Below are 25,803 nucleotides of genomic sequence, written 5' to 3' on the forward strand. Positions count from 1 at the left end.
GCATTCAACCGCGCAGGGGGTCGCAGGGGCAGATTTCCAAACCGCGCAGTTCAGCGTCCTGCCCCGGATCAGCCCCCCGGCGCAGGTCGCTCCCCGGCCTCCCAGTCGGCCAGCAGGCGGCGCAGCTCCCGCAGGAAGATCCGCGCGGCGGAGCCCGCCTGTACCGGCCCGAGTGTCATGGCGTAGATGTCGAAGATCACCTCGGGTGCCAGGTCCAGCACCTCGAAGCCGGAGGTGTTCTGGAAGTGGATGGTGAACTCGTCCGCCAGGGAGGCAGTTTCCAGCGCCTGGCACAGCGGCGGCACCAGGCTGAGGGAATTGACCGTCACCTGGGCGGAGAAATCCAAGTCATGCCCGGCCAGCGCCTGGGCCAACACCTTGCCGACCGGTCCGCGCAGGGTCGACCCCAGCAGGGAAACGCCCGACAGGTCCTCCACCGGGACCGGCCCTGGCCCTGCCAGCGGGCTGCCCGGCGGCACCAGCAGGCGCAGCCGTCCCTGCCCCAGCCGTTCCAGCCGCACGTCCTCGGCTTGCACGCGGCCCGCGACGATGCACAGGTCCACCTGACCCGCGCGCAGCGCCGCCAGCTGTTGCGCCAGGGTGCCCACGTCCAGCGTCATCGCAAGCCCCGGCAGGGCCTCCAGCGCATGGGCCACGGAGCGGGGCACGAAATGTGGGGTCAGCATATTCACCGTCATCAGCGACAGGGTCTGCCCCTCGCCCTGGCGCAGGGCCTCGATGCGATTCTCCAGCCGGGTGACGCCATCGAAGAGAAAGCGGCTTTCGCCGTAGATTGCGTCGGCCTCCGCCGTGGGCATCACCCGCCCCTTGTCCAGGACGAACAGCGACAGACCCAGCGCCGCCTCGAAATCGCGCAGGTGGCGCGACACCGTGGGCTGCGACAAACGCAATGACCGGGCGGCCGCCGAGATGGAGTCGTTTTCATAGACCGCGCAGAAAACCTGCAACCTTTGCAAGGTGATAGGTCGCATCCCCGGACGCCTCCTAAAGATGTTTTTCCAAAATCCTATAGAAGAATACTATGGGTAGACCAAATCTTTTCTATTTTCCGACGGCGGGTCCTGGGCAAGCTTACCTCCCAGACAGAGGGCGCCGACAGAGCGCCCGCAACGCGCCCCGCGACCACCGGGGCCAGGGAACGACAGGGACGCGACGTGCCAGCCGCCATCATACTCGCCTTCACCACGCTTGCGCTGCTTGCGGGATCGGCCATCGCCTATGTCATAGGCGCCTCGGCGATCCTGACCTTCATCGCCGCCGGGCGCGAAAGCTTCATGGCCGTGCTGCCCCAGCGCCTGTTCAGCCAGCTGGACAGCTTCGCCTTCCTGGCCATGCCGCTGTTCATCTTCGCCGGTGACCTGATGAACCGGGGCGGCCTGGCCTCGGCGCTGATCGACTTCTGCATGAGCTTTCTCGGGCGCCTGAAGGGGGGCCTGGGCCATGTGAACGTCGCCACCTCGGTCTTCTTCGCCGGCGTCTCGGGCTCCGCCGTCAGCGACGCCGCCGCCCTTGGCAATTCGCTGGTGCCGGAGATGCGGCGCCGGGGCTATTCGCTGGATTATGCCGCGGCGATCACCGGGGCCTCCTCGATCATCGGGCCGATCATCCCGCCCAGCTCGATCCTGATCTTCTACGGCGCGCTGATGGAAACCAATGTCACCACGCTGTTTGCCGCCGGTATCGTGCCGGGCCTCTTGCTGGCCGCGATGCTGATGGCGATGAATGCCTTCTACGCCTGGCGCGACGACCATCCCGGCGGCAAGGGCGCCGAGGTGCCGCGCTTCTTCCCCTCGCTGATCCGTGCGCTGCCGGCGATGCTGCTGCCGATCATCATCCTGGGCGGTACGCTCTTCGGCTTCATGACGCCCGCGGAGGCCGCAGCGGTGGCGGTCATCGCGGCGCTTGTCATCGGCGTGGGCTACGGCAAGCTGGGCTGGCGCGACATCGGTGCCAGCCTGGAACGGACCGGGGTGATGCTGGGCGGACTCTTCATCATCCTTTGTGCCATCTCGACCTTCAGCTACCTGGCCGCCCTGCTGCAATGGCCGCAGGCGATCCAGGCGGTGATCGAGGGCTGGGGCCTTGGCCCGATCCAGTACCTGATGCTGATCAACGTGATCTTCCTCTGCGCCGGCATGGTGATGGACGTGAAGGCCGCCGTCGCCCTCTTCGCGCCGATCTTCGTTCCCGTGGCCCTGGCCATGGGCGTGGACCCCGTCCACCTCGGCATCGTCATCTGTTTCAATATCACCATCGGGCTGCTGTCGCCGCCCCTTGGTGGTGTCCTGCTGATCCTCGCGACCACGGTAAAGATGGACTACTGGCGCCTGATGCGCGCCACCTTTCCCTTCTTCCTGGCCGAGGTCGTGTTGCTGATCGTGCTGACCTACATGCCCGATCTGACCCTGGCCCTGCCCCGCGCCCTGGGGCTGGCCCAATAACCCGAAGATCCCGTCTGCCGCCAAACCAACAACAGACAGACCAACAGAGGAGCCCCCAATGACCTTTCTCAAAGCCACTCTCGGCGCCAGCGTCCTGGCCCTGATCGCCGCCACCGCCCAGGCCAGCGAAGTGAAGATCGCCATGAACGGCGTCGACGATCCCGAAACCAATGCCGAGGCGGCCTTCGCCCACGGCTTCGCCGATGCGCTGGAGGGCAGTGAGTTCGACGTCTCGATCTTCCCCTCGGGCACTCTGGGTTCCGAAGATGAACGCTTCGACCAGGTAGCTCAGGGCCTGGTGGAGGTGAACCTGGCCACGGTGTCGACCACCTACGGCATGTCACCACTGGTCAAGGGCGTCGCCCTGCCCTTCTTCTTCGCCGACAACGAGGAATTCGACGCGATCATCAACGACACCGCCATCCTGGAGGAGATGAACGCGCCCCTGGTCGAGAACGGCGTGCGCATCGTCGCCTTCAACTACATCGGCTCCTCCATTGGGATCCATAACGCGAAGAAGCCCATCGCCACGGTCGAGGACATGAGCGACCTGCGCTTCCGCGCACTGAACAAGGAACAGCTGGCCTTCCAGGAAGCCCTGGGCGCCACCGGCACCATCGTCGCCTGGTCGGAGGTGGCCAATGCCATTCAGACCGGCGTCGCCGACGGCTATTTCAACGCGCCCAACAGCGCCATCCGTACGGGCCACACCGACTTCCTGACCCATTTCACCCCCGCCGGGATCTCTCCCTCGACCCGCGTCGCGCTGATCTCCGAAGACTGGTACGCCAACCTGTCGGACGAGGAGAAGGCCGAGATCGACGCCGCCATCGACGCGGGCATCGAGGCCAACCGCGCCTGGGTCGCCGACTGGTCCGTGTCGGTGCGCGAAAAGCACGAAGGCCTGGGCGTGACCTACACCGAGTTGGCCGAGGGCGAGCGCGAGAAGATGGCAGACCTGTCGGAAACCGTCTGGGAAAGCACCATGACGGCTGAGGACCTGGCGGCCTGGAAAGACGCCAAGGCCACGGTCACCGAGTAAGCGACAGCAAAAGAGGACGGCTCCCATGCAGAAAACGGCGCGTGTCATGATCGGGATCTCCAACGGGCTGGACCGTGTCGCCACGGTCCTGTCGGGGATCGCCATCGTCGTGCTCGTGGGGGCCGTCATGTTGCAGGTGGTGGCGCGCTACATCTTCCAGCAGCCCCCCGCATGGACCGAGGAACTGGCGCGCTACGCGATGATCTGGGCGGGCCTGCTGGGCGCCACTATGAGCTTCAAGCGGCGCTTCGACCCGGCCCTGTTCAACGGCACCACCTCGACCCGTGGCCTGTTGGCCGTCGCTGCCGAGATCATGAAATCGGCGGTGGTGCTGATCTACCTGCTGCCCATCCTGTGGCACGTCTTCTACGGCCCCGGCATGAACCCTGCGCGCGGCTTCCTGCTGCGCCACAGCCGGTCGATGGCCGATGCCCTTCCCTTCTCCACCGTCTGGGTCGCCGTGGCCGTGCCGCTGATGATCCTCTTCACCCTGTTCCATCTCGTCGCGCGCTGGTGCGGCGAGGAGGGACCGCCGCAGCCGGACAACGACGCGACGTAATTCCCCAATCCTTTCAAGGAGTTTCTCCATGCACGCAGATCAGATCATCCGCGGGGCAGAGATCATCGACGGCACCGGCGCCCCGCGCCGCCGCGGCGATGTCGCGATCACCGACGACCGGATCGTCGCCACGGGCCCCCTGGACCACTGGACCGCAGGCCGCGAGATCGAGGCCCATGGCCGTATCGTCGCGCCGGGCTTCATCGACCCCCACGTGCACCACGATGCCGCGCTGTTCACCCAGCCCGACATGGAGTTCATGACCAACCAGGGGGTGACCACCGTCATCAACGGCAACTGCGGCTTTTCCATCGCGCCGGTGAAACGGCCCGAGAACCTGCCCGAACAGCTGAGGATGATCGCCGAACGTCCCGATCTGGTCTTCGGCACCTACGGCGAATACCACGCCCGCATCGCCGCCGAGCCGCCTGCGGTCAACGCCGCCTGCCTGATCGGCCAGTCCACCCTGCGCGCCAATGCGCTGGACGACCTCAGCAAGCCTGCCACCCGGGCCGAGCTGCATGTCATGGCCGCCCTTCTGGACGAGGCCCTGGGCGAAGGCGCGATCGGCGTCTCAACGGGGCCCTTCTATCCGCCGTCGCGCGCCTCCACCACCGAGGAGCTGATCGAGCTGGGCCGCGTCGCCCAGCGCCATGGCAAGCTTTACGTCACCCACATGCGCGACGAAGGCGACCGGGTGGTCGAGGCGCTGGAGGAAACCTTCGAGGTGGGGCGGCAAAGCTGCTGCGGCGTGCATGTCTCGCATCACAAATGCGCCGGGCTGGCCAATCACGGCATGTCCGAGACGACGCTGAAGATGATCGACGACTTCATCGCGGATCACGACGGCGGTCTGGACACCACCCCCTGGGTGGCCTCCTCGACCATTCTCAACTCGGGCCGGCACAAGCAGGCGACCCGCGTCATCGTCGCCGAAAGCGAACCCTACCCCGAAATGGCCGGCCGTGATCTGGACGACATCGCCCGGCAGTGGAACACCGACCTGGACGGCGCCATGGAACGGCTGCTGCCCGCCACCGGCATCTTCTTCATCATGGCCGAGGAGGACGTGCAGCGCATCCTCAGCTATGACCGCACGATCATCTGTTCCGACGGCATCCCCACGGGCAAGCACCCCCATCCCCGGGTCTGGGGCACCTTCCCCCGTGTTCTGGGCCACTACGCCCGTGACGTGGGTCTGTTCAGCCTGGAGACGGCGGTGAAGCGCATGACCTCGATGCCCGCCGACCGTTTCGGCCTGGGCGGGCGCGGGCGCATCGCCGTAGGCGCCTTCGCCGACCTGGTCATCTTCGACGCGGCCACGATCCGCGAGGGCGCCACCTTCGACAACCCGATCCGGCCGGCAACGGGGATCGACCGGGTCTTCGTCAATGGCACGGAGGTCTTTGCCTTCGGCCAGAAAACCGGCGCGCGCCCCGGCCGCCCGCTGACCCAGACCGCGCCGACCCAGGTGGTCTGATCCGGGTGGTCTGACGCGACGGGACGGGCGGCCTGCCCGGCGGCCCTACTCCGGCCTGTCTCCGCGCCGGGGGCCGGTTCGTCCCGTCCGCGGGCGTCCCCTTTGCGCAAAGTCAGACCCGCGACGCCCCGACCTCATCGGCCACTGCCGCCGCGACATGCCCGGTATTGAGATCACTTCCAAGTTGACCCTTTCCTGTCTTTCCCGGCACTAGGCACCCAGATCAAGACAGGCGGTCCATTTCGACCGTATGGGGGAGGACCATTCCGTGGCGCGATCTGACAAGAACCGGGACGCGGCACTGCGTGTCGCGGTCCGCAAAGTAAAGCGCGCGCTGAAGCGTCGCATAGCCCTGCGTCGGCGGCGGCGCAGCCCGGCAAAGTTCGTCGGTGTCACCGGCAGTTCGGCCAAGTCGACCACCGTGACCCTCCTGTCCCATGTCCTCGCCTCGCAGGGGCCGACCCGGATGCAGGTCTTCTACAATAGCTATTTCCCGGTGCTGGAATCCATGCTGCAGCTTAAGGGAGACGAAGCCTTCTCCGTCAACGAGCTGGGCGCTGGCACGGAGGGTTTCGGCGCGGCCGCCCAGATGATCGGTCCCGATCTGGCCATCGTCACGATGATCAGCATGGAACATCGGTCGATCTACAAGACGGAGGACAACATCACCCGGGAAAAGGCCCAGCTGGTCGAGGCCCTGCGCCCGGGCGGCATCGCCCTGCTGAACGGGGATGATCCCCAGGCAATGACCATGGCCGAAACCGCCGAAGGGCGGCAGGCCCGCGTGGTGACTTTCGGCCAGGGAGACGAAGTGGGCTATCGCGCCACCCGGATCCACGCCGCCTGGCCGGACCGGCTAAGCCTGTCGCTCGAATGGGCCGGCGGCACGCTCGACCTGAAGACGCAGTTCGTCGGCAGCCATTTCTGGCTGCCCGTCACCGCTGCCGCCGCCGCCGCGCTGGAGCTGGGCGTCCCGCCCGAGGTCGTGGCCGAACGGATCGCCGGGGTGACACCACTGCAAAGTCGCTGCGACACGCTGCATATAGACGGCGGGCCGAATTTCATCCTCGATACGGCCAAGGCCCCGGCCCGCACCCTGTCGCTGACCCTCGACATGCTGCGCGACGCCCGCGCGCCCTTCAAACGCTTCATCCTCTACGGCGTTTCGGATTTCGGCGGCAACAACCGCAAGCAATACTCGCAGATCTACAGCGCGGCCCGCGAGGTCGCGGACGAGGTCATCATCCTCGGGGATCGCGCAAAACATGCCCGCGCCTCCGAGGAGGACATCGCCGCCGGTCGCTTCCGCAGCTTCCCGGATGTGACGTCGCTGACGCGCTACCTCAAGGAAACGGCCCGCCCGGACGAGTTGATCCTGCTGAAGGCCTCGGCCAACGTGCATCTGGAACGCGCCGCCCTGGCCTTCCGCGAGGAGGTGAACTGCTGGGAAGAGAAATGCGGGCGCACCCACCCCTGTCACGACTGCCGGGCCCTGACCGAAGGCTATTCGCCTCTCGCCGCGCGGCGGCAGCGCAACAGCAGCTTCCATCCCCGCGACCCGAACAACCCGCTCTACCAGCGGCTGGAAAGCTGACGATCGGCCACCTGGGGTGCCGGCGCCGGAGGCGATGTCGCCCGGATGCCTTTCCAAGCGTCACTGCCGCGCCGGGGACGCGCCCGCGCCGCCCTTGGGGCGTCGGGGACCGCATTTTGACGGCGGGACAGGTTGCGCCGGCGGCACCGTCATGATCTTGACGCGGCGGGTGCCTCTTGGCGGCATCCCTCTCCTCCGTTTCACGGCCCGCCCGGCGCGGCGGCCCGACAGCCAGGTCCGACGCCATGAACGACACCGCGCAGCGCTCTCCGACGTCTTCTCGCTCCTCTGATCCGGTTTCCGCCGAGACCACGGCCCCCGATCCACAGATCACCCGGGCTGCCTGGGCGACACGGGCGGTCTTCTTCGCCACCGGTTTCATCACCTCCTGCTGGGCGCCGCTGATCCCCTTCGTGAAGACCCGCGTCGGCGCGGATGAAAGCACCTTTGGCCTGCTGTTGCTGTGCCTGGGCGGCGGGGCGCTGCTGGCGATGCCGCTGGCGGGGGCCTTGGCGGCGAAGCTGGGCGCGCGGGCGGTGATCGCCGCTGCCGGGCTGGCGATGGTCCCCATGCTGCCGCTGCTGACCCTCATGCCAGGCGTGCTCCTGCTGGGCCTGGCCCTGGCCCTCTTCGGGGCCTTCCTCAACAGCGTCGACGTGGCGATGAACATCCACGCGGTGGAGGTCGAACGCCGCGCCGCGCGCCCGATCATGTCGGGGCTGCATGCGCTTTACAGTGTCGGCTCCTTCTCCGGCGCGGGGGCCATGGCGCTGATGCTGCTGGCGGGGCTGGCCCCGTCGCTGGCCGCGACCCTGGGTGCCGCTGCCGCCGCCGCGGCGCTGCTGCTGGCGCTGCGGGGCCTCTTGCGCACGCGCGGCGGCACGGACACCCCGGCCTTCGCCTGGCCGCGGGGCGTCGTCTTGCTGCTGGCGGCCCTGTCGGGGATCTCCTTCCTGGTGGAGGGCGCGATGCTGGACTGGGGCGCGTTGCTGGCGATCGAGCGGCAGCTGCTGCCGGTCGAAGGCGCCGGGCTGGGCTACATGGTCTTCGCCGCCGCCATGGTCACCGCGCGGCTGATCGGCGACCGGGTGATTGCCAGGGCCGGCCAGATGTCCGTTCTGCTGGGCGGCAGCCTGCTGGCCGTGGCGGGCATCGCCCTGCTGATCGCCGCGCCCTGGACGCCCCTGGCGCTGGCGGGCTATGCGCTGACCGGTTTTGGCGTGGCCAATATGGTGCCCATCTTCTTCAGCGCCGCCGGACGGCAACGGGTGATGCCGCCCGCCCTGGCCATCGCCTCGATCAGCACCACCGGCTATGCCGGGGTCCTGATGGGACCCGCCGTGCTGGGCTTCGCTGCCGAGGCCACCAGCCTGGCCACCACCTTCGGCGCGCTGGCCCTGGTGCTGCTCCTGATCCCGGCCAGCGCCCGCGCGGTCACGCGCCTCTAGGCTTCTCTTCCCCTTCGCCGAGGCCAGACAGGATCGGCGAAGGGGGTTGGCCGAAGGGAAAACATGATCTAGAACAAAAGAGGAACTATCAGTGTGGCGAGTCGCCGGCCCAAGGGGATCCCCCGAGCCTGCGCCCCCCTGCCCCCGCACCCGATCCGTTCCGCCTGTCCGTTACCATTTCGCCTGTCTTCGTGCCCCGTTCACCCTGTCCCGTCGCATCCCGCCCATGTCCTCGCTGCCGCCGTCCCTGCCTGCCAAGCCCGCCGCGCACCGCGGCCCCGCCCCGGTCTTCGCCAGCGCCTTTCCCCTGCGGCCCGCCCGGGTCCACGAGGTCTGCGGCGCCGGCGCCACCGCCTTTGCCGCACTGACCTGTGCCCGCGCCCGGGCCGGCGCGCTGATCTGGATCCGCGAGACCTGGATGCGCGATCAGCTGAACCCGCTGGGCCTGGTGGATTTCTTCGATCCCTCGCGGCTGATCCTGGCCCGCCCCACCGATGCCGTGGACGCCCTGGCCGTGGCCGAGGAGGCGCTGCGCGACAGCGCCGTTGCCCTCGTCCTGCTGGAGGTCACCCGCCCCCTGGACCTGCGCGAGGGGCGGCGGCTGCAACTGGCGGCCAAGACGGGGGGCGGCACCGGGCTCTGCCTGATCCCCGAGGGCATGGGATCGAACGCCGCCGAGACCCGCTGGCGGGTGCAGCCGCATTGGGCCGCCCCGCCCGAGGATCACGGCGCCGCGACCCGCTCGGACTCGACACTGCTGCGCTGGCAGCTTATCAAGAACAAATCAGGAACGCTTGGAGCCTGGGATGTCTGCTGGAACCGGACGACGTATCGCCTCGATGTGGTTTCCCCGGTTGCCGAGTGACCGGGTACTGCGCGCCACTCCGCTGGAGGGGCCCTTCGCGCTGACCCTGCGCGAGGGCAACACCGAGCGGATCCACTGCCTGAACCCGGCCGCCGAGGCCGCCGGGCTGGCCCGTGGCATGGGCCTGGCCGATGCCCGGGCCTTCTGCCCCGCGCTGATGACCGACCCCGCTCGACCCGACCGCGAGGCCCGTTTCCTGGAGGTGCTGCGACGCTGGGCCATGCGCTATTGCCCCTGGGTGGGCACCGATGGCGCGGACGGGCTGGTGCTGGACGTGACCGGCTCGGCCCACCTGATGGGCGGCGAAGAGGCCATGTTGGACGACATGGCGACCCGGGCGGCCCGCGCAGGCCTGACCCTGCGCGCGGGCCTGGCCGACACGCGCGGCGCCGCCTGGGCCCTGGCCCATCACGCGCGCGGCGCCACCGCCCGCGCCGCCCCGGGCGAGACCGCCCAGGCCCTGGCGCCCCTGCCCGTCACCGCCCTGCGGCTGGATCCGGCGGAGGTCGCGGGCCTCGAACGACTGGGCCTGCGCACCGTGGGCGCGCTGGAGGCTGCGGCCCGCGCACCCCTCGCCCGCCGCTTCGGCCCCGGCCTGCTGGTGCGCCTCGATCAGGCCATGGGCCGCCAGGGCGAGGCCGTCAGCCCCGCCGGCGAGGCACCGCATTATGCCACCCGCCTGACGCTGCCCGAACCGATCGGGCTGGAGGCCGACGTGATGGAAGGCACCCGGCGGCTGCTGGAACGGCTCTGCGAGAAGCTCGACCATCAGGAAACCGGCGCGCGCACGCTCTGCCTGACCCTGCGCCGGGTCGACCGCGACAGCCGCCAGGTGGAACTGCGGCTGGCCGCGCCAATGCGCGATCCGGTGCGCATCCTGCCCCTGTTCCGTCGCGGGCTGGAGGGGGTGGATGCGGGCTATGGCATCGACCAGATGCGGCTGGAGGCCACGCTGGTGGAGCCGCTGCCCGCCCGCCAGCTCTCGCCCCGCGCCACGGGGGGCGACCGGGCGCGCGTCGAGGATCTGATCACCCGTATCGGCACCCGTATCGGGCTGGAGAACGTGCAGCGGTTCCGCCCCGCCGACAGCCATATCCCCGAACGCGCCTTCCAGGTGGTGCCGGCGGCCTTCGCCGGGCCGGAGGCGGGGATGGAGGTTGGGGCGGAGGCGGCGGCCCACAGCGCCAACCGCGCCGGTGCCGGGGCCTGGGCCGCCCCGCGTCCACGTCCGCTACGCCTTTTCCCGCCCGAACCCATCGCGGGCCACGGACCGCGCCCGCCCGCCCCGCTGCGCTGGCGGCGCATGTCCCTGACCCCGGTGCGGGTCACCGGACCGGAACGGATCGCGCCGGAATGGTGGTTCGACCTGCCCGGCTGGCGCCGCGGCCTGCGCGATTACTGGATGGTGGACACCCGCGAGGGGCGCCGGCTGTGGCTATTCCACACGCCGCAGGATCCCGCCTGGTTCGTCGAAGGGGAGTTCGCATGACCGCCACGCCCCATGCCGAGCCGCCCGTTTCACAGGGGCCGACCGCCCCCTGCGCCCGCGCCGGCCGGCCCGCCCAATCGGGCCCCGCCGCCCGACCGGAGAGCACCGCGCGCGGCACCCCGCACAGTTCCTGTCCGGAGCCTGAACGGGAGCGAACCAGGCCGCCGGAGGCGCCCGAAGCTGCACCAGAGGCCCCCGCCGACCGCGACCCGGAGGGCAGTCCCTGGCCCGACAGCGCCCGCGCCGCCACCGATGCCACCCCGGCCCCCGCTGCGCCGGGCGGCAGCGCGCCGCGCGCCGAGGGCCTCCCTGCGCCCGATCCCGGCCCCGGCGGCCATGGCGACGCGCCCCCGGCCTATGCGGAGCTTTGCACCACCTCCAACTTCACCTTCCTCACCGGGGCCTCCCACCCCGAAGAGCTGGTGACCCGCGCCGCCGAACTGGGGCTGTCGGCCCTCGCCATCACCGACCGCAACTCGCTGGCCGGGGTGGTGCGCGCCTGGTCGGCGCTGAAGGAGCTGAAACGCGCCGCCGAGGAGGCGGCAGAGGTCGCCTGCGACAGCCCCGCGACGGGGCCACAGGTACGCTCGCACACCCGCGTCGACCCGTCCTCGCGCACCGCCCTGCCCGCCAAACCGGCGCTTGCCCGCCCGCAGGTCCCGCGCTTGCCGCGGCTGATCACCGGCTGCCGGCTGGTGCTGCGCGACTGCCCCGTCGACTGGATCGCCCTGCCGCGGGACCGCGCCGCCTACGAACGGCTGTCGCAGCTGCTGACCCTGGGCAAGCGGCGGGCCGAAAAGGGCCAGTGCCTGCTGTCGCTGGATGACCTGCTGACCCACGGCCAGGGAATGATCCTGATCGCCCTGCCGCCCCGCGATCTGGCGGCCGCCCGCCGCCCCGTGACCCAGGTGCAGCGGCGCTTCCCGGGCCATGTCTTCCTCGGCGCCGCGCCGCGCTACGACGGCTCCGACCAGGCCTGGTTCGACGCCTGCGCCCAGGCCGCCCTGGCGACCTCGGCGCCGCTGGTGGCCGTGGGCGACGTGCTGATGCACCACGGCGCGCGGCGGCAGCTGGCCGACGTGCTGACCTGCCTGCGCGAGGGGCTGACCATCGACCACATCGGCACCCGCGCCCAGCCCAATGCCGAACGCCGGCTGAAGGCCCCCGCTGACATGGCGCGCCTCTACCGCCGCCACCCCGCCGCCCTGCACCGCACCACCGAGATCGCCGCACGCTGCGCCTTCGACCTCTCCGATCTCAGCTACGAATACCCCGACGAGGTGTCGGAGGGCGGCGAGGCGCCCCAGGACCGGCTCGACCGGCTGGTGCGCGCGGGCCTGCGCCGGCGCTGCCCCGATGGCATCCCCGACCGCTATCACGCCCTGGCGGAGAAGGAGCTGTCGGTGGTCGAAGAGCTGGGCTTTGCCGCCTATTTCCTGACCGTGCACGACATCGTCGCCTATGCCCGCTCCGTCGGGATCCTCTGCCAGGGGCGCGGCTCGGCGGCCAACTCGATCCTGTGCTGGGCGCTTGGCATCACCGATGTCAGCCCGGACATGATCGGCATGGTCTTCGAGCGCTTCGTCTCGCGCCACCGGGGCGAGCCGCCGGACATCGACGTGGATTTTGAACACGAACGCCGCGAGGAGGTGATCCAGTGGATCTACGACCGTTACGGGCGCGACCGCGCGGGACTTTGTGCCACGGTGATCCACTTCCGCAGTCGCGCGGCGATCCGCGAGGTGGGCAAGGTCATGGGGCTCAGCCAGGACGTGACGGCGGCCCTGGCGGGCCAGATCTGGGGCATGTCGGGCAAGGGCGCCGACCCGGACCGCATGCGCGAACTGGGCCTTGATCCCTCCGACCGCAGGCTGGCCCAGACCATCCGCCTGATCGGCGAGATCATCGGCTTCCCCCGCCATCTGTCGCAGCATGTCGGCGGTTTCATCATCACCCGAGGCCGGCTGGATGCGCTCTGCCCGATCGAGAACGCGGCGATGGAAAACCGCACCGTCATCGAATGGGACAAGGACGACATCGACGCGCTTGGCATCCTGAAGGTCGATGTCCTGAGCCTCGGGATGCTGACCTGCCTGCGCAAGAGCTTCGATCTGCTGTCGGAACATGAAAAGCGCCAGCTGACCCTGGACACCGTCCCGCAGCAGGACCCCGAGACCTACGACATGCTGTGCCGCGCCGATGCGATCGGCGTCTTCCAGGTGGAAAGCCGGGCGCAGATGAACTTTCTGCCCCGGATGCGGCCCCGCACCTTCTACGACCTGGTGATCGAGGTAGCCATCGTGCGCCCCGGCCCCATCCAGGGCGGCATGGTGCAGCCCTATATCCGACGGCGGCAGGGGCTGGAGGCGCCCGAACCCTTCGGCCCGGCCCTGGCGGAGGTGACGGCCAAGACCCTGGGCGTGCCCCTCTTCCAGGAACAGGCGATGCAGATCGCCGTGGTGGGCGCCGGTTTCACCCCCGAAGAGGCCGACCGGTTGCGCCGGTCGCTGTCCACCTTCCGCCGCATGGGCACCATCGGCGTCTTCCGCGACAAGTTCGTGGGCGGGATGCTGGCCAACGGCTATGACCCGGAGATCGCCGCCCTCTGTTTCAGCCAGATCGAGGGCTTTGCCGACTATGGCTTCCCGGAAAGCCACGCGGCGGCCTTTGCCATGCTGACCTATGTCTCCTCCTGGCTGAAACGCCACCACCCGGCGGTCTTCGCCTGCGCCCTGCTGAATTCGCAGCCCATGGGGTTCTACGCCCCGGCCCAGATCGTGCGCGACGCCCGCGAGCATGGGATCGAGGTGCGCCCGATCTGCGTCAACGCCTCTCACTGGGACAACAAGCTGGAACGACGCACCGATGGCGCGCTGGCGCTGCGCCTGGGGTTCCGCCAGATCAAGGGCTTCCGCGAGGAGGACGCGGGCTGGATCGTGGCGGCGCGCGGCAACGGCTACCCCGACCCCGAAAGCCTCTGGCTGCGCGCAGGCCTCGCCCCTTCGGTGCTGGAGAAATTGGCCGAGGCCGATGCCTTCGCCGGCCAGGGCCTGACCCGCCGCGATGCCCTGTGGGAGGTGAAGGCGATCCGCGCGCCGAAACCCCTGCCGCTCTTTGACGATGCGCTGGACGGCGAAGGCGGGGTGGAGCCGAAGGTCGAGCTGCCCGCGATGCACCTGGGCGAGGAAGTGGTGGAGGATTACGTCTCCATGCGCCTTTCGCTCCGCGCCCACCCGATGGAGCTGTTGCGCCCCTCCCTGCCCGACACGCTGCACCATGGGGAGCTGGCCACCACGCCGCCCGGCCGCGTGACGATCTGCGGGCTGGTCATCACCCGGCAGCGGCCCGGCACCGCCTCGGGCGTCATCTTCCTGACGCTGGAGGATGAGAGCGGGGTGGCCAACGTGGTGGTCTGGCCGAAACTGTACGAGGCCTACCGCCGCGCCGTGATGGGCGGGCGTCTGCTGCGGGTGACCGGGAATATCCAGCGCGAGGGCATCGTGGTGCATGTGATCGCCCAGCGGATCGAGGACCTGTCGCCGCGCCTGGGCGAGCTGGGCCACCCGCTGAGCGACCAGGTGGGCGTGACCCGGCCGGAGGCCGATGACGCGCCGCGCCGCCACGACGTGTCCCGCCCGGCCCGCGCCAAGCCGACGGCGAACCACCCCCGCGAACAGGCCAAGCGACTGTTTCCCAGCCGGGATTTCCACTGACACCCCGCGCGGCGCTGCTGCCGCCGAGGCTCCGACGCTGCGCAGCATGTCACGCGTGCTGACCCAGCCGGTCACGCCCAGAGCACCGCCGGCACCTCGACGAAGGCCCAGCCCGGCGCGCGCGACAGCACCTTGACCCGCGTCCCGAGCAGACTCTGCCCCGGCGGATCGATCAACTCGGCCCCCGCCCCTCGCCGCGGCAGATCAGCCGCGAGACCGTGGTCTCCCGGACGGCGTGCTCCTCGCCCTCGTCCGCCTGGCCCAGCAGGTCGCGGAAGCTCTCCAGCGGGAAGGCCCGGGCGGGCGCCCTCAGCTCTCCTGAAGCTCCTTCTCCAGCATCGCGCGAATGCGCTTGCGCTCGCGCCGGCCCGACACCTGCTCGGTCTGCGGATAGACAGGGACCACGTCCCAGACCTCCTGGTCGACCTTCAGCCGGAAGCGGCGGCGGGCCGCAACCTCCAGATCGTCCCCGCCGAAGGCGCAGGTGACCATGATCTCGAAATCGCGGATCCGGTCGCGCAGCTCCGACAGGTCATCGGGCAGGTCCTCGTTCCGCTCCACCGTGATGTCGAGAATGTTGCGAAAGGTGCCCAGCCCCATGAAATCGCCGCGGTTCAGCGGGCCCTGGCTGGTGATCCCCTCGGGGCGCTCCTCGTCATCGCCGGATTTCTGCAGGATGTCCCGGTCGGTGACGGTGGCGGTGTATTCGCTGCCATCGGTCATCCGCAGGGTACAGTAGACCCCCTGCCCGTAGATCGGTTCCTGGCTCATGTTCGACATCAGGATCAGCGCGTCCAGGTCCGATCCGGCGCCCCGGTTGATGATGACGCGCGGCTTGCGGGCCCGGATGTAGCTACCGACGAAGATCTGCAGGTAGATCAGCCAGACCCCCAGCATTCCGACATTGGTCAGCACGTTCAGCGCCGAGCTGTATTCCTTCAGCCAGTCCATGGGTCTCCCGTTCGTGTTTGCATGGGGCAAACCAACGCCCCCGAACGGGTTCCGTTCCTCTCAGCCCTGACCGCGCATGCCTTCGATCCGCAGGCGGCTGTCGGGCTGCAACCGCCGCCGCAACCGCCGGGACAGGGCATCCACCGCCAGGGTCAGCGCCACGGTGACCAGCAGCAGGGCCATCACGCGGTCCAGCCGCAGCTCTGCCACGTTGGTCTGCACGTAGAAGCCCAGGGTGCCGAGACCCAGCACACCCATGATGGCGCTTTCGCGCAGGATGATCTCCCACCGGTAGAGGCAGAGGGCGCGGAAGTTGCCCATCAGGCGCGGGAACAGCTCCCACCCCCAGAGGGTGAGGCCGCGTGGGGCGTCCGGGCGCAGCGGCAGGGTGGCGGCCTGGCGGCCCATCAGGTGGGCGATGATGGCGCCGTTGTGCAGGCCGAGGGCCAGAACGGCGGGCAGCATCGACGGGCCGAGGATCTGCAGCAGGACAAAGGCCAGCATGTACTCAGGCGTCGAACGCAGCAGGACCAGCACCCCGTGTCCCAGCATCGCGCCCAGGCGACCCGCCACGCGCGGCACGATCATCGGGAAGGCCAGCGCCGCCAGCCAGCCCGCCAGCACCAGTGCCAGCTGTCCCAGCACCAGCGTGTCCACCACCCCCGGCCAGGCCTGTTGTACGAAAACCTTATCCAGCCAGCCGCCCCAGTCCGCCCCGGTGCGCAGCGGGGCCGGCACGATGTCCGACAGGAACCGCGCCAGCGCCCCCGATCCCATCGGCGGCACCTCGACCCGCAGAAGCGCCCAGACCGAGGCCAGCAGGTAAACCGGCATCAGCCGCCAGCGCGCCCAGTGGCGGATCGGCAGGATCAACAGGAAGAAGACCGCCAGCACCACAACGGCGCGGTCGTATTCGGCCTGGCGGAACCAGGTTTCCAGCTGGAACCCCAGCGTCGGCAAGCCGATGAAGCCCAGCACGGCGGAGCTGCGCATGCCGCATTCCAGCCGGTAGAGCGTATAGGCCGCCATCTGCGGCAGCACGGCCGGGTAGCGCACCCAGACCAGCCGGGTGACCGCCCCCAGCCCCGGGGGCAGCGCCTGTTCGCCGCCCCGTCCGGCCTCGTCGAGGTATTCGGAAAAGACCTTGGCGAAGATGCCCGCGTAGGGCAACCCGATGGCCAGCACGCCGGTCAGCGGCGATAGGCCGGTGATGTTCATCAGCAAAAGCGCCCAGAACAGCTCATGCAGGGCGCGGATGGCGACGCAGAGGAACCGCACCGGCGCCAGGTGGTAAAGCGGCGCCAGCACCAACCCAGCCACTGCGCCCAGCCCCACACCGCACAGCGCGAAAGCCAGGGTCAGAACGGCCCCATTGAACAGCGACAGCGGGTCCGACAGGTCCGGATGCAGGATCCCCTGCCCGATCGCCGCCAGCGTCATCCAGGGATCGGGGCGCGGCGCCGACAGGTCCGCCAGCACCAGTGCCAGCACCGTGGCCACCAGGACCCCCAGCGTGATGCGCCGCGCCACGCTCACGCGTAGAGGTCCATCAGCCGATCGCGCGGACAGTCGGCCACGGGCGCATCCAGCACGATCCGCCCCCCTTTCAGGCCGAGGATGCGCGTGGCGGTCTGCCGCGCCAGGGTCACGTCATGCAGCGCGAGCACTGAAGTGGGGAAACTTGCCGCCAGGTCCCCCAGCAGGGCGGCGGCCTGCGACGGGTCAAGGGCGGAGACGGGTTCATCTCCCAGCACCACCTCGCCGCCGCGCAACAGCGCCCGCGCCAGCGCCACGCGCTGCCGCTGCCCGCCCGAGAGCTGCGCAACCCGGCGCCGGCCCATGCCGGTCAGGCCCACCCGGGTCAGAACAGTCTCCACCTGCGCCCGCTCCTGGGCCGAAGGGCGCAGCAGGATGCGCAGGTTTCGGGCCGTCCCCGCGTCGTCCAGTCGTCCCATCCAGACGTTGTGAAAGACCGACAGCGGCCCGACCAGCCCGTGATCCTGCGGCACCAGCGCCACGCGCCGCGCCGCCAACCGCTGCGCCAGCGCCGCCAGCAGGGTGGATTTCCCCACCCCACTGCGCCCCAGAAGCGCGATCCGCTCTCCGGGCTCTATCGTCAGGGTCACATCGCCGAGGACGGGGATCTCCCCCCATCCCAGACGCTCCCCCGAGAGGGAGACGAGCGCCGCCATCAGTCGATGATGTCGAGCGCGCGCGCCGTGTCCTCGATCGGCTGGTAAAGACCGTTGTCGGCCTCGATGAACGCGGACCGCGGGAAGGTCGCCAGCAGGTCCTCGTCGGTCAGCGACAACAGCGCCTCCTGCACCTTGGCGGTGAAGCCCTCGCCGAAGCGACCATCGACATCGCCGCGAATGGTCCAGTTGTAATCGGGGTACGGCGGGGTCTGCCAGATCACGGTAGTCTGGTCGACCTCCGGCGCGCCCTCGCTCTCGGCCAGTTCGTAGACCGAGTAATTCAGCGCGCCGACCTCATAGGCGCCCGAGGCCACCAGACGCAGGGTCTGGCCATGATCGCCGGAGAAGCCCACGTCGGAGAAGACATCCTCCGGCGCCTCGCCGGTCTCCTCGCGGATATAGTATTCGGGCATCAGGCGGCCGGAGGTCGATCCCTGCGCACCGAAGGTGAAGCTGCGGCCCGCGATGTCGGGGAAGTCCTCCGTCGGCTCAAGGCCGGTGGCATCGTTGGCGATGAAATAGGTGACGAACTCCGCATCCTCGGCGCCCTGCGCGATGGCGGTGGAGCCCGGCACCAGGGCGCGAGCCTGCACGCCCGACAGGCCGCCGAACCAGCCCAGCTGGATCTGGTCGTTACGGAAGGCGGTGACGGCGGCGGCATAGGATTTCACCGGCACGTATTGCACCTCGACCCCCAGCTCGTCCGAGAGGTAATCGGCCACGGCGCCGAAGCGTTCGACCAGGCGGCTTTCATCGTCATCGGGGATGGCGGAGAAATAGAGCGTGTCGGCAGCCGCCGGCGTCGCGGCGGCGGTCATCAGCAGGAAGGCAAGACGTTTCATCGGGAAAACTCATCACTTGGGTTGCATTTGGGGCGCCATGCCCCGCGAACGTGGAAGGCCCCTTGCCGGGGCGTATTCTGTCAGGCCCGGCCCGCGGGCTCAGGCAAATCGGATGCCGCTGCCCGCAGCCATGCGGCCCACGGGGGCGGCCGCGTCGAAACCATGCTGGCGGAAGGTGGCCAGCACCTCGTCGACCGCCTCGGGCGCGCAGGACACCAGCAGCCCGCCCGAGGTCTGCGGATCGCAGACCAGCGCGCAGTCGAGGTCCGACAGCCCGTCGAGGGTGACTTGCGCGCCGTAGCTCGCCCAGTTGCGCCCCGAGGCACCGGTGATATTGCCCGCATCCGCCAGTTCGCGCGCCGAGGACAGGAGCGGCACCCGCGCCCAGTCGATCTGCGCCTGCAGGCCGGAGCCACGCGCCATCTCCAGCCCGTGACCCGCAAGGCCGAAACCGGTCACGTCAGTCATCGCATGGACGCCAGGCAGCTCGGCCAGGTCGGGGCCCGGCGTGTTCAGCCGGGTCATGGTGGCGATCATCTCGGCGTACTGGGCCTCCGACAGCAGCTCCTTCTTGAACGCTGCCGAATAAATTCCGACGCCCAGGGGCTTGCCAAGGATAAGCACGTCGCCCTCCTGCGCCTGGTCGTTCTGTTTCATCTGCGCCAGATCGACGAGGCCGATGGCGACGAGACCGTAGATCGGCTCGACCGAGTCGATGGTATGGCCACCGGCGACGGGAATGCCGGCCTCGGCCGCCGCCTTGGCGCCGCCTTCCAGGATCTTGCCGATGGTCTCGCCCGGCAGGGCGTTGACCGGCATGCCGACCACGGCCAGGGCGAACAGGGGCCGCCCGCCCATGGCGTAGACATCGGAAATGGCATTGGTCGCGGCGATGCGGCCGAAATCCTCCGGGTCGTCGACGATGGGCATGAAGAAATCGGTGGTGGCGACGATCGCCTGGGTGTCGGAGATCTTGTAGACCGCCGCGTCGTCCGCGCTGCCGATGCCCACCAGCAGCTCCGGGGGGACCGGAAGGGCCTTGGTGCCCTTCAGCAGGTCCGACAGCACGCCGGGCGCGATCTTGCAGCCGCAGCCGCCGCCATGGCTGAGGGAGGTCAGGCGGGGGGGCTTCACGGGATCGGTCATTCGGTGTCTCCTCTAGCGGGCGTAACGGCCAGGTCGGCGACCTGCGCCGCGATCCGGGCGGCCAGCTCGGGCAAGGCCTGCGGATCCAGGCGCGGGGCGGTCAGTGGGGTCACCGTCGTCGGGTCCATCCGCGCACGGTGACGGGCATAGCTGGAATCGTAGCGCAGCTCCATCAGGCTGCGGGCCAGCGCGGCGAAGGCGCCCGCGCGGGCCTCGGCGTGCCAGGCCTCGATCTGCTCGGCGGCCACGTAGGGGCGAAGCGTGTCGAGGATCTGGTGCAGCCGGGCCTTGTCCTCGGTGACATCGGCATAGGCGCGCGCCAGATAGCCGGCACGTTCGTCCAGCGGCGCCTCCAGCACGATGCGCGGCGCGGCCTTCATCGCGGTCCAGAGCGACGGCGGCAGGCGGCACTCGCCGACCTTGGAGCTTTCGGCCTCCACCACAACGGGGCGCGTCGGATCCAGCCGGGCCACCTGCATGGCCAGCGCCGTCTCGAAACCGCGCTGTTGCGGCTGCGGGCCCATGGCGCCGAAAAGCGACCCGCGATGGTTCGCCAGCCCCTCCAGGTCCAGCACCTGCAGACCATGATCAGGCAGCATGTTCAGAAGTTCGGTCTTGGCCGATCCGGTATTGCCGTCCAGCAAGACCACCGGCGCCGGGAAGGGATCATCGTAGAGCGCCTGCACCACCAGCCCGCGGAAGGCCTTGTAGCCGCCCTCGATCGTCTCCACCCGCCAGCCGATCTGGCGCAGGATGGTGGCGAAGGAGCCGGAGCGCTGCCCACCCCGCCAGCAGTAGACCAGCGGCTGCCAGCCGCCGTCCCGATCCTGCAGCTTCTCCTCGATATGCCGCGCGGCATTGCGCGCCACCAGAGCACCGCCGATCTTGCGCGCATCGAAGGGCGAGATCTGCTTGTAGATCGTGCCGACCCGGGCGCGTTCCTCGTCGTCCAGAACCGGCATGCTGAGGGCACCGGGCACGTGGTCGTCGGCATATTCCGCCGGCGCCCGCACGTCGATGATGTCGTCGAAACCGTGATCGAAAAGATCGCTGAGGGATGTGAGCTTGATTGCCATTCCCGCCAGATAGCGCATGCCCGCGCCCAGGCAAAGCGCCGAGCGCAGGCAGCGGCGTATGGCGGGCCCCTGCCTCCCGAAACGGAGCGTCGCCTGAGGTCCGCGATGCGATTTCCGCTTCAATCCGGCTGGGCGCTTTGCTACAGACCTCCTCACGCGATGGCCTGAGGGCCGTGGCGGGTTGCGGGTGTGGCGGAATTGGTAGACGCACCAGATTTAGGTTCTGGCGCCTTTGGCGTGGGGGTTCGAGTCCCTTCACCCGCACCACTTTGATTTCATGCAACTTTTCCAAGAGCGCTTCCACCCGCGGAATATCGACCGCTGGCGGTTTCGCAATTTGTTTCGCAGGTTCCTGCTACGTTCACGATTTACTCGGGCTAGTTGCACATATCGGTGAGAGGGATTCCGATCGGGAATCCCGATGGTTAGATCGATGGGATGCCCAAGCCTGCCAACACCCGCTACCGCACGACGAACTGGTCCGACTATAACGCCTCCCTGAAGTGGCGAGGATCGTTGTCCATCTGGTTCGACCCGGCGATGCCCTGGAGGGCAGGCCGAAGCGGCAAGCGTGGTCACCCCAAGACCTTCTCCGACAGCGCGGTTTAGAGCTGTCTCACGCTGAAAGTGTTGTTCAGCCTGCCGCTTTGCCAGACCGTCGGTCTCTTGGCGAGCCTGATCGAGATGGCCGGGCTCGACTGGCTTGTGCCGGACTATTCCACGCTGTGCCGACGTCAGGCTCGGATCGCGGTGCAGATCCCGTATCGGCGCGCTGGCAAGCCGCTGAATCTCCTGATCGACAGCACCGGCATCCGTTTTCGCGGTGATGGAGAGTGGCTCTCGCGCAAGCATGGTGCGACGCGCAGACGCGAATGGCGCAAGGTGAATCTGGCGATGGACACGGCCACAGGCGATATCCGTGCTGTCGAATTTACGTCCAGCTGGCAGGGCGACAGCCCCATCCTGCCCGAGCTGCTGGGCAGATCCCGACGGTCGAAGAGATCGAAACCGTCACCGCCGACGGTGCCTATGACACGCGCCACTGCCATGCGGCGATCCTTGAGAATGGAGCAGAACCAATCATCCCGATCCGTCGCAATGGACGCACCTGGAAACCCGACTGCCCCGCCGCGATATCGCGAAACGAGATACTCCGGGCGACGCGGTGCCTGGGGCGGTCGATTTGGAAGAAATGGGCGGGCTATCACGCTCGAAGTCGTTTCGAAGCACATATGAATCGCCTCAAGCTTTTCGGCGACAGGATCATGTCACGTGACCCTGATCGTCAGACCGCAGAAATCCAGATCCGCATCGCCATCATGAACCGCTGCTCGGCCCCGGGAAGGGCCGAGATCGAAGCCATCGCCTGAAACCTACGGGGAAAGGGGCGGATCATCCTGGCGTCCAATTAGCGCAACAAGGCACGTTCACACCGACCTACGCGAAAGACCGGTTCCGGCAAGTGGTTAGCTTCAAGAATTACGAACGGCCCGCCAGTAACTGCCTACTTCGCTTGCCAGTTCCTCAAGGTAGGCATCGCGGCTTTGGATGTACTGGTCGAGGTCGAGGCGGAACTGGCCATAGAAACTAATCCATTCAAGGCTACCGACTTCGGGTGGATCATTGACCACATAGAATTTTCTCAGCGCGGTAATCGCGTCGATATAGTCAGCAACTTCGTTATCGGTCCCTGGCAACAGGCGGCTGACTTCGTTGATCTCGCGGATGTAAGCCTGCGCCGCGTCGTCGAATGACCGCGCTCCCTGTATCTCACGCACTGCGGACGGCGCGGCCTCGTCAAAGGCCTCAGCAGCATCAACCGGCTGCACGGTGTTCCCCTCAAACACGGAGTTGTACCGCTCGATCTGGCGCTGAAACGCCTTGTGCGCCTCCAGAGTTTCCTCGTAGTGGGCGCGAATGATCGCCTGATGCTCACTTCTGAACGTCCAGAACCCGGTGAGCAACTGAACGCCGATCATGCCGACAGCGCCTATGGCAAGGCTAATCACGTGGATGCGTGTGAGCACCCACAACAGCTTGCCACCGAGGCCTACGGCCTCGTCCCAGTTATTCGGAACCTTCATCATTCTTCCGTCTTTACAGTCACTTTGCTTTCTGCGCCTGTCGTTTCGTGGGTCCGGCGCAGAAGGTCACATGCCTGTTGAAAGTCATCCTCTGGCAGGAACCTTAGCATACTTTGTGTGAGTCGCCCGACTTCTTGACTGCACAGGTCGAGTGCGTCTACGACGCGGCTGTTTGTAACAACCACCTCTACCGTCTCCTGTGCAATCGCCTGATGGTCGAACCCCACCGCGACGAGAATGCCTAGCACCACACCAGCTACCAGCGGTATGACCGACCGGTCGATGATGGCGAGGTGGCCCGGCGAATTGATGTTGATCTTGACCGACGGTCCGTTCCCGCCAGTGACGAACGCTGCCTCGACGAGACTCTTTAACTGGGCATCCTCACCCTCGTTTTGAAGTAGCTCGACGTTTTGCGCGATCATGCGGACAAACGCGTTGAGCACGTTTGCATCGAACGGGTGGAAGTCAGGCTTCGTGGTAATGATCTGCGAGAAAAAGACATCGTCGAGGGCAAAATCGGTGAAGCACATCTCAAAGATGCGGTTCTTCACGCGAGGATCGGCAATTTTTGCCAACCCCGTAGGAGCACGAGCAAGTTCGATGACAGAACGCGGGAGGTCCATCATTCGAACCCGCTTAAAGTGGCCGAACTTCCGCCCTTGGAACGTGTAGCCGTCGTAGCGCTTCGCGCCCGGGATTGCCTTGGCTGTCTTTTCAAGGGGCAAAACTTCGGCCAAAATCGCCCGCCCGAACAACTGGGGGTCGGGAATGACGAGGACATCTCCAGCCTTCATAGCCTTGAAGTAGGTGCGCACGATACCTTCGATCTGTGCATGACCTGAGCGCTTCTTATCGTTTTCGTAGTCGCCTAAGTCCTTCGAGGGCTCCTCTCCGCGGCTGGTGGCAGAGGACTGAATCCAACGGCTCAGTTGCCGCGAACGATTGATTTTAGCAGTGATGTACTTTTCCTCATCGAGACCTTTGCTCAGGTCGAGGTCAAGATTGGGAAGGTCGGGGCCAATTGCCTTCTCGGCCAGAACCTGAGCAAATAGATGGCCCTGTTTTCCCGCGCGCGCCATATAAACGTCCGTGTCCGAGGAAATTATTTTTGTATTCAAGTCAATCTCGAATCTCGTCATCGGACGCTTCCCTCACGCTTGCACTGCCACAGCGTCCTAACGAAATGACGTTCAACACACCAGCTTTTTGCGCGTATTGGCTGTTCGGGTGCGTGCGAGCTATCATGCGTTGCGGCTCGCATTCTGCGCAGAAGTGCATTCTCAAAGCTGAGCAGGGACTATCCACTGCCCACGCAACTTAGCCGTTCACGACAAGTGCGGCGAACGGCCGCTCTCCGCCCTGGACGGCCAAGGGCTCGCATGCGCAGCGAACGACAGCTCTCTGCCCTTCGTGTCGGGCCTGGCGAGAATGTCATGGAAGGGCTGGGACTGGTCATCCGCTGTGGCTTTGCGCGAACGGCAGCTTGGGACCGCAGCATTCGACCCCGCATCACCTTCGGCTGAATATGTCACATTATTCCTCGTAGGTAGAGATGTGCCGCTCTTGCTCAATAAGGGCACCAGCACCTCTGATGTGCGGATTCCTCCAACTGATGCCACCAGCTCGGTTGCGCATAAAATGACCCTGCACCCAGTGGGCTCTACGTTTGGAGCTGCCTCCTTCATTTACCTTGCTCTCGTCGTTAGTTGCTTCAAGCTGACGTTTACCTAGGTCACCCAGTTTGACTTTGATTATGGACCTATTGGGGAGTGTTCGCCCAGACTTCTGAGCTCTTCGTCTTTCGGCTCGGGGGTAGATGGAGACCTCATCTCTTTCGAGCATCGCCTTGTGTTCGAACAAAATCGACATGCCGACCGCGATTGCCAAGAAGTCAAAACAAAGAGATTTCTCCTGCTTGAGGGCGGCATCCTCTGTGACCCCATCTCCAATGGCCCGAGACAGATTGAAGGTCGGTGAGTGCAACACATCTACCGATGCGCCCCTCGACGCAAAGACTAGTAGGTTCGGGAACAAGCCACGGTTGTTCGCAAGATAGATCTGGGTATAGAGCGTATCGTCATCCTGGGTGATCAATGCAATTGGCCACTCACCAATCTTTGGTTCCGGGATCGTCAACAACATCGCCGGGAACGGCAGGCGAACGCTACTGAACATGCTATCCAGTCCGTCCCGTTGCATTTGGGCAGAGAGCTTTCGCAGCATCAGCTCCGCGCGCTCATCAATCTGAAAGACCTGTGCGGCATCTAGGATTTCACGTTGCCTCTGACCGTGAAACTCAAGGGACTTCAGAAGATCCGGGGATAAAGAAGTCCGTTCGACACCCTTCAAATAGAGTAAAATGTCGGGGTATTGATTATAGAAGTCGAGCAGGTTGGCGAGCAATGATCGTCCCTCAGAATTTCATTTTATCAACACTATGCCTCCACTGTCCGCACCATCAAGTGCCTTCGGGACACGTTTCGGTCACGCTGGACCTCAAGCCTTGATCCAATCCGTAGCAGTAGCAGCACCGCTGTCATGGCAACTCTCCAAGATCCAACTACTTCGCTTGCGGAGGATGACCGCAACGTGGCTGCGACTGTAGAACCAAGACGGTACCCAAGATGTCGACTTGGGCTGGACGTGCTTGGGCGCGCGGCCGGAGAAAGCGTGCGGGTGGCCGCTCCCCTACGCACTGCTGCCGTTCGTGACATGCGCAGCGAACGACCGCTCTCCGCCCTTCATGTCGGCGCCTGACAACATGCTGCGTCTTGCACGAATGTCACGGATGGGCTGGCATCAGCCATTCGCTGCACTTTGCGCCAAGGTCGGCTCCAGGCCGATGGCGACCGGT

Annotated in this window: 19 protein-coding genes, 1 tRNA gene and 1 pseudogene; 11 read left to right on the forward strand and 10 right to left on the reverse strand. The window is 67.1% G+C overall.

Annotated features, from left to right (window positions below; genetic code table 11):
• Positions 1–68: 68 nt before the first annotated feature.
• On the reverse strand, positions 69–992 hold the full coding sequence (locus tag CVM50_RS13875; RefSeq protein ID WP_085887006.1) for a LysR family transcriptional regulator: 924 nt from the start codon (positions 990–992) through the stop codon (positions 69–71).
• A gap of 183 nt (positions 993–1,175) precedes the next feature.
• On the opposite strand from CVM50_RS13875, the gene CVM50_RS13880 reads away from it, so the two are divergent.
• From CVM50_RS13880 to CVM50_RS13920, 9 genes are all read left to right on the forward strand, one after another.
• Complete coding sequence (locus CVM50_RS13880) at positions 1,176–2,462, forward strand: TRAP transporter large permease (protein WP_085887007.1); 1,287 nt, start codon at positions 1,176–1,178, stop codon at positions 2,460–2,462.
• Positions 2,463–2,520: 58 nt separating this feature from the next.
• The gene (locus CVM50_RS13885) at positions 2,521–3,504 is read left to right on the forward strand and encodes a TRAP transporter substrate-binding protein (RefSeq protein ID WP_085887008.1); all 984 of its coding nucleotides are present in this window, start codon (positions 2,521–2,523) and stop codon (positions 3,502–3,504) included.
• 25 nt (positions 3,505–3,529) lie between these two features.
• Entirely contained in the window at positions 3,530–4,063 is a 534-nt protein-coding gene (locus CVM50_RS13890) for a TRAP transporter small permease (RefSeq protein WP_085887009.1), read from the forward strand.
• A gap of 28 nt (positions 4,064–4,091) precedes the next feature.
• The gene (locus tag CVM50_RS13895; protein ID WP_085887010.1) at positions 4,092–5,543 is read left to right on the forward strand and encodes an N-acyl-D-amino-acid deacylase family protein; all 1,452 of its coding nucleotides are present in this window, start codon (positions 4,092–4,094) and stop codon (positions 5,541–5,543) included.
• Between the two features lie 268 nt (positions 5,544–5,811).
• On the forward strand, positions 5,812–7,137 hold the full coding sequence (locus tag CVM50_RS13900; protein ID WP_157792188.1) for a Mur ligase family protein: 1,326 nt from the start codon (positions 5,812–5,814) through the stop codon (positions 7,135–7,137).
• 245 nt (positions 7,138–7,382) lie between these two features.
• Positions 7,383–8,585, forward strand: coding sequence for an MFS transporter (locus CVM50_RS13905; RefSeq protein WP_085887012.1), 1,203 nt, complete (start codon positions 7,383–7,385; stop codon positions 8,583–8,585).
• Between the two features lie 226 nt (positions 8,586–8,811).
• Positions 8,812–9,450 carry an ImuA family protein gene (locus CVM50_RS13910; RefSeq protein ID WP_100148502.1) on the forward strand — a complete coding sequence of 213 codons (639 nt, stop codon included), beginning with the start codon at positions 8,812–8,814 and terminating at the stop codon, positions 9,448–9,450.
• Positions 9,392–10,939, forward strand: a complete 1,548-nt coding sequence (locus CVM50_RS13915; protein WP_085887013.1) for a Y-family DNA polymerase — start codon at positions 9,392–9,394, stop codon at positions 10,937–10,939. Before CVM50_RS13910 ends, CVM50_RS13915 begins: the two co-directional genes overlap by 59 nt.
• Positions 10,936–14,652 carry an error-prone DNA polymerase gene (locus CVM50_RS13920; protein ID WP_232618245.1) on the forward strand — a complete coding sequence of 1,239 codons (3,717 nt, stop codon included), beginning with the start codon at positions 10,936–10,938 and terminating at the stop codon, positions 14,650–14,652. The genes CVM50_RS13915 and CVM50_RS13920 overlap by 4 nt, the downstream gene beginning before the upstream one ends.
• Positions 14,653–14,961: 309 nt before the next feature.
• Here the strand turns inward: CVM50_RS13920 and CVM50_RS13925 are convergent, their stop codons facing one another.
• The 6 genes from CVM50_RS13925 to mnmH all read right to left on the reverse strand — a co-directional run bounded on the left by CVM50_RS13925 (position 14,962) and on the right by mnmH (position 20,862).
• Positions 14,962–15,603, reverse strand: coding sequence for a hypothetical protein (locus CVM50_RS13925; RefSeq protein ID WP_085887014.1), 642 nt, complete (start codon positions 15,601–15,603; stop codon positions 14,962–14,964).
• 60 nt (positions 15,604–15,663) lie between these two features.
• Positions 15,664–17,139 (reverse strand): PhnE/PtxC family ABC transporter permease, encoded by a 1,476-nt coding sequence (locus CVM50_RS13930; protein ID WP_085887015.1) that lies wholly within the window; start codon positions 17,137–17,139, stop codon positions 15,664–15,666.
• Positions 17,136–17,795, reverse strand: a complete 660-nt coding sequence (locus tag CVM50_RS13935; protein ID WP_085887016.1) for an ATP-binding cassette domain-containing protein — start codon at positions 17,793–17,795, stop codon at positions 17,136–17,138. Before CVM50_RS13935 ends, CVM50_RS13930 begins: the two co-directional genes overlap by 4 nt.
• Positions 17,795–18,640, reverse strand: coding sequence for a putative selenate ABC transporter substrate-binding protein (locus tag CVM50_RS13940; RefSeq protein ID WP_085887017.1), 846 nt, complete (start codon positions 18,638–18,640; stop codon positions 17,795–17,797). The genes CVM50_RS13935 and CVM50_RS13940 overlap by 1 nt, the downstream gene beginning before the upstream one ends.
• 99 nt (positions 18,641–18,739) lie before the next feature.
• The gene (gene selD / locus CVM50_RS13945; protein WP_085887018.1) at positions 18,740–19,786 is read right to left on the reverse strand and encodes a selenide, water dikinase SelD; all 1,047 of its coding nucleotides are present in this window, start codon (positions 19,784–19,786) and stop codon (positions 18,740–18,742) included.
• The gene (gene mnmH, locus CVM50_RS13950) at positions 19,783–20,862 is read right to left on the reverse strand and encodes a tRNA 2-selenouridine(34) synthase MnmH (RefSeq protein WP_085887019.1); all 1,080 of its coding nucleotides are present in this window, start codon (positions 20,860–20,862) and stop codon (positions 19,783–19,785) included. The genes selD and mnmH overlap by 4 nt, the downstream gene beginning before the upstream one ends.
• Positions 20,863–21,045: 183 nt before the next feature.
• Between mnmH and CVM50_RS13955 the strand changes: the two genes are divergently transcribed.
• A tRNA-Leu gene (locus CVM50_RS13955) sits at positions 21,046–21,129 on the forward strand.
• A 171-nt stretch (positions 21,130–21,300) separates the two neighbouring features.
• Positions 21,301–22,232, forward strand: a pseudogene (locus tag CVM50_RS13960) (IS5 family transposase).
• A 102-nt stretch (positions 22,233–22,334) separates the two neighbouring features.
• On the opposite strand, the gene CVM50_RS13965 reads toward CVM50_RS13960, so the two are convergent.
• From CVM50_RS13965 to CVM50_RS13975, 3 genes are all read right to left on the reverse strand, one after another.
• Complete coding sequence (locus CVM50_RS13965) at positions 22,335–22,949, reverse strand: hypothetical protein (protein WP_085887020.1); 615 nt, start codon at positions 22,947–22,949, stop codon at positions 22,335–22,337.
• Positions 22,946–24,088, reverse strand: coding sequence for a hypothetical protein (locus tag CVM50_RS13970; RefSeq protein ID WP_085887021.1), 1,143 nt, complete (start codon positions 24,086–24,088; stop codon positions 22,946–22,948). The genes CVM50_RS13965 and CVM50_RS13970 overlap by 4 nt, the downstream gene beginning before the upstream one ends.
• A 394-nt stretch (positions 24,089–24,482) precedes the next feature.
• Positions 24,483–25,352: a hypothetical protein gene (locus tag CVM50_RS13975; RefSeq protein WP_085887022.1), complete on the reverse strand. Its 870-nt coding sequence runs from the start codon at positions 25,350–25,352 to the stop codon at positions 24,483–24,485.
• Positions 25,353–25,803 lie beyond the last annotated feature (451 nt).

Source organism: Pseudooceanicola marinus (genome assembly GCF_002786295.1).
GTDB lineage: Bacteria > Pseudomonadota > Alphaproteobacteria > Rhodobacterales > Rhodobacteraceae > Pseudooceanicola > Pseudooceanicola marinus.

Excerpts from the sequence above, each read along its gene's own strand:
- CVM50_RS13910 (WP_100148502.1), top strand. The coding sequence starts at position 8,812 with ATGTCCTCGCTGCCGCCGTCCCTGCCTGCCAAGCCCGCCGCGCACCGC.
- CVM50_RS13890 (WP_085887009.1), top strand. The coding sequence starts at position 3,530 with ATGCAGAAAACGGCGCGTGTCATGATCGGGATCTCCAACGGGCTGGAC.
- mnmH (WP_085887019.1), bottom strand. The coding sequence starts at position 20,862 with ATGGCAATCAAGCTCACATCCCTCAGCGATCTTTTCGATCACGGTTTC.
- CVM50_RS13965 (WP_085887020.1), bottom strand. The coding sequence starts at position 22,949 with ATGATGAAGGTTCCGAATAACTGGGACGAGGCCGTAGGCCTCGGTGGC.
- CVM50_RS13905 (WP_085887012.1), top strand. The coding sequence starts at position 7,383 with ATGAACGACACCGCGCAGCGCTCTCCGACGTCTTCTCGCTCCTCTGAT.
- CVM50_RS13915 (WP_085887013.1), top strand. The coding sequence starts at position 9,392 with ATGTCTGCTGGAACCGGACGACGTATCGCCTCGATGTGGTTTCCCCGG.
- CVM50_RS13970 (WP_085887021.1), bottom strand. The coding sequence starts at position 24,088 with ATGACGAGATTCGAGATTGACTTGAATACAAAAATAATTTCCTCGGAC.
- CVM50_RS13940 (WP_085887017.1), bottom strand. The coding sequence starts at position 18,640 with ATGAAACGTCTTGCCTTCCTGCTGATGACCGCCGCCGCGACGCCGGCG.
- CVM50_RS13895 (WP_085887010.1), top strand. The coding sequence starts at position 4,092 with ATGCACGCAGATCAGATCATCCGCGGGGCAGAGATCATCGACGGCACC.
- CVM50_RS13885 (WP_085887008.1), top strand. The coding sequence starts at position 2,521 with ATGACCTTTCTCAAAGCCACTCTCGGCGCCAGCGTCCTGGCCCTGATC.
- CVM50_RS13925 (WP_085887014.1), bottom strand. The coding sequence starts at position 15,603 with ATGGACTGGCTGAAGGAATACAGCTCGGCGCTGAACGTGCTGACCAAT.
- CVM50_RS13920 (WP_232618245.1), top strand. The coding sequence starts at position 10,936 with ATGACCGCCACGCCCCATGCCGAGCCGCCCGTTTCACAGGGGCCGACC.
- CVM50_RS13935 (WP_085887016.1), bottom strand. The coding sequence starts at position 17,795 with ATGGCGGCGCTCGTCTCCCTCTCGGGGGAGCGTCTGGGATGGGGGGAG.
- selD (WP_085887018.1), bottom strand. The coding sequence starts at position 19,786 with ATGACCGATCCCGTGAAGCCCCCCCGCCTGACCTCCCTCAGCCATGGC.
- CVM50_RS13875 (WP_085887006.1), bottom strand. The coding sequence starts at position 992 with ATGCGACCTATCACCTTGCAAAGGTTGCAGGTTTTCTGCGCGGTCTAT.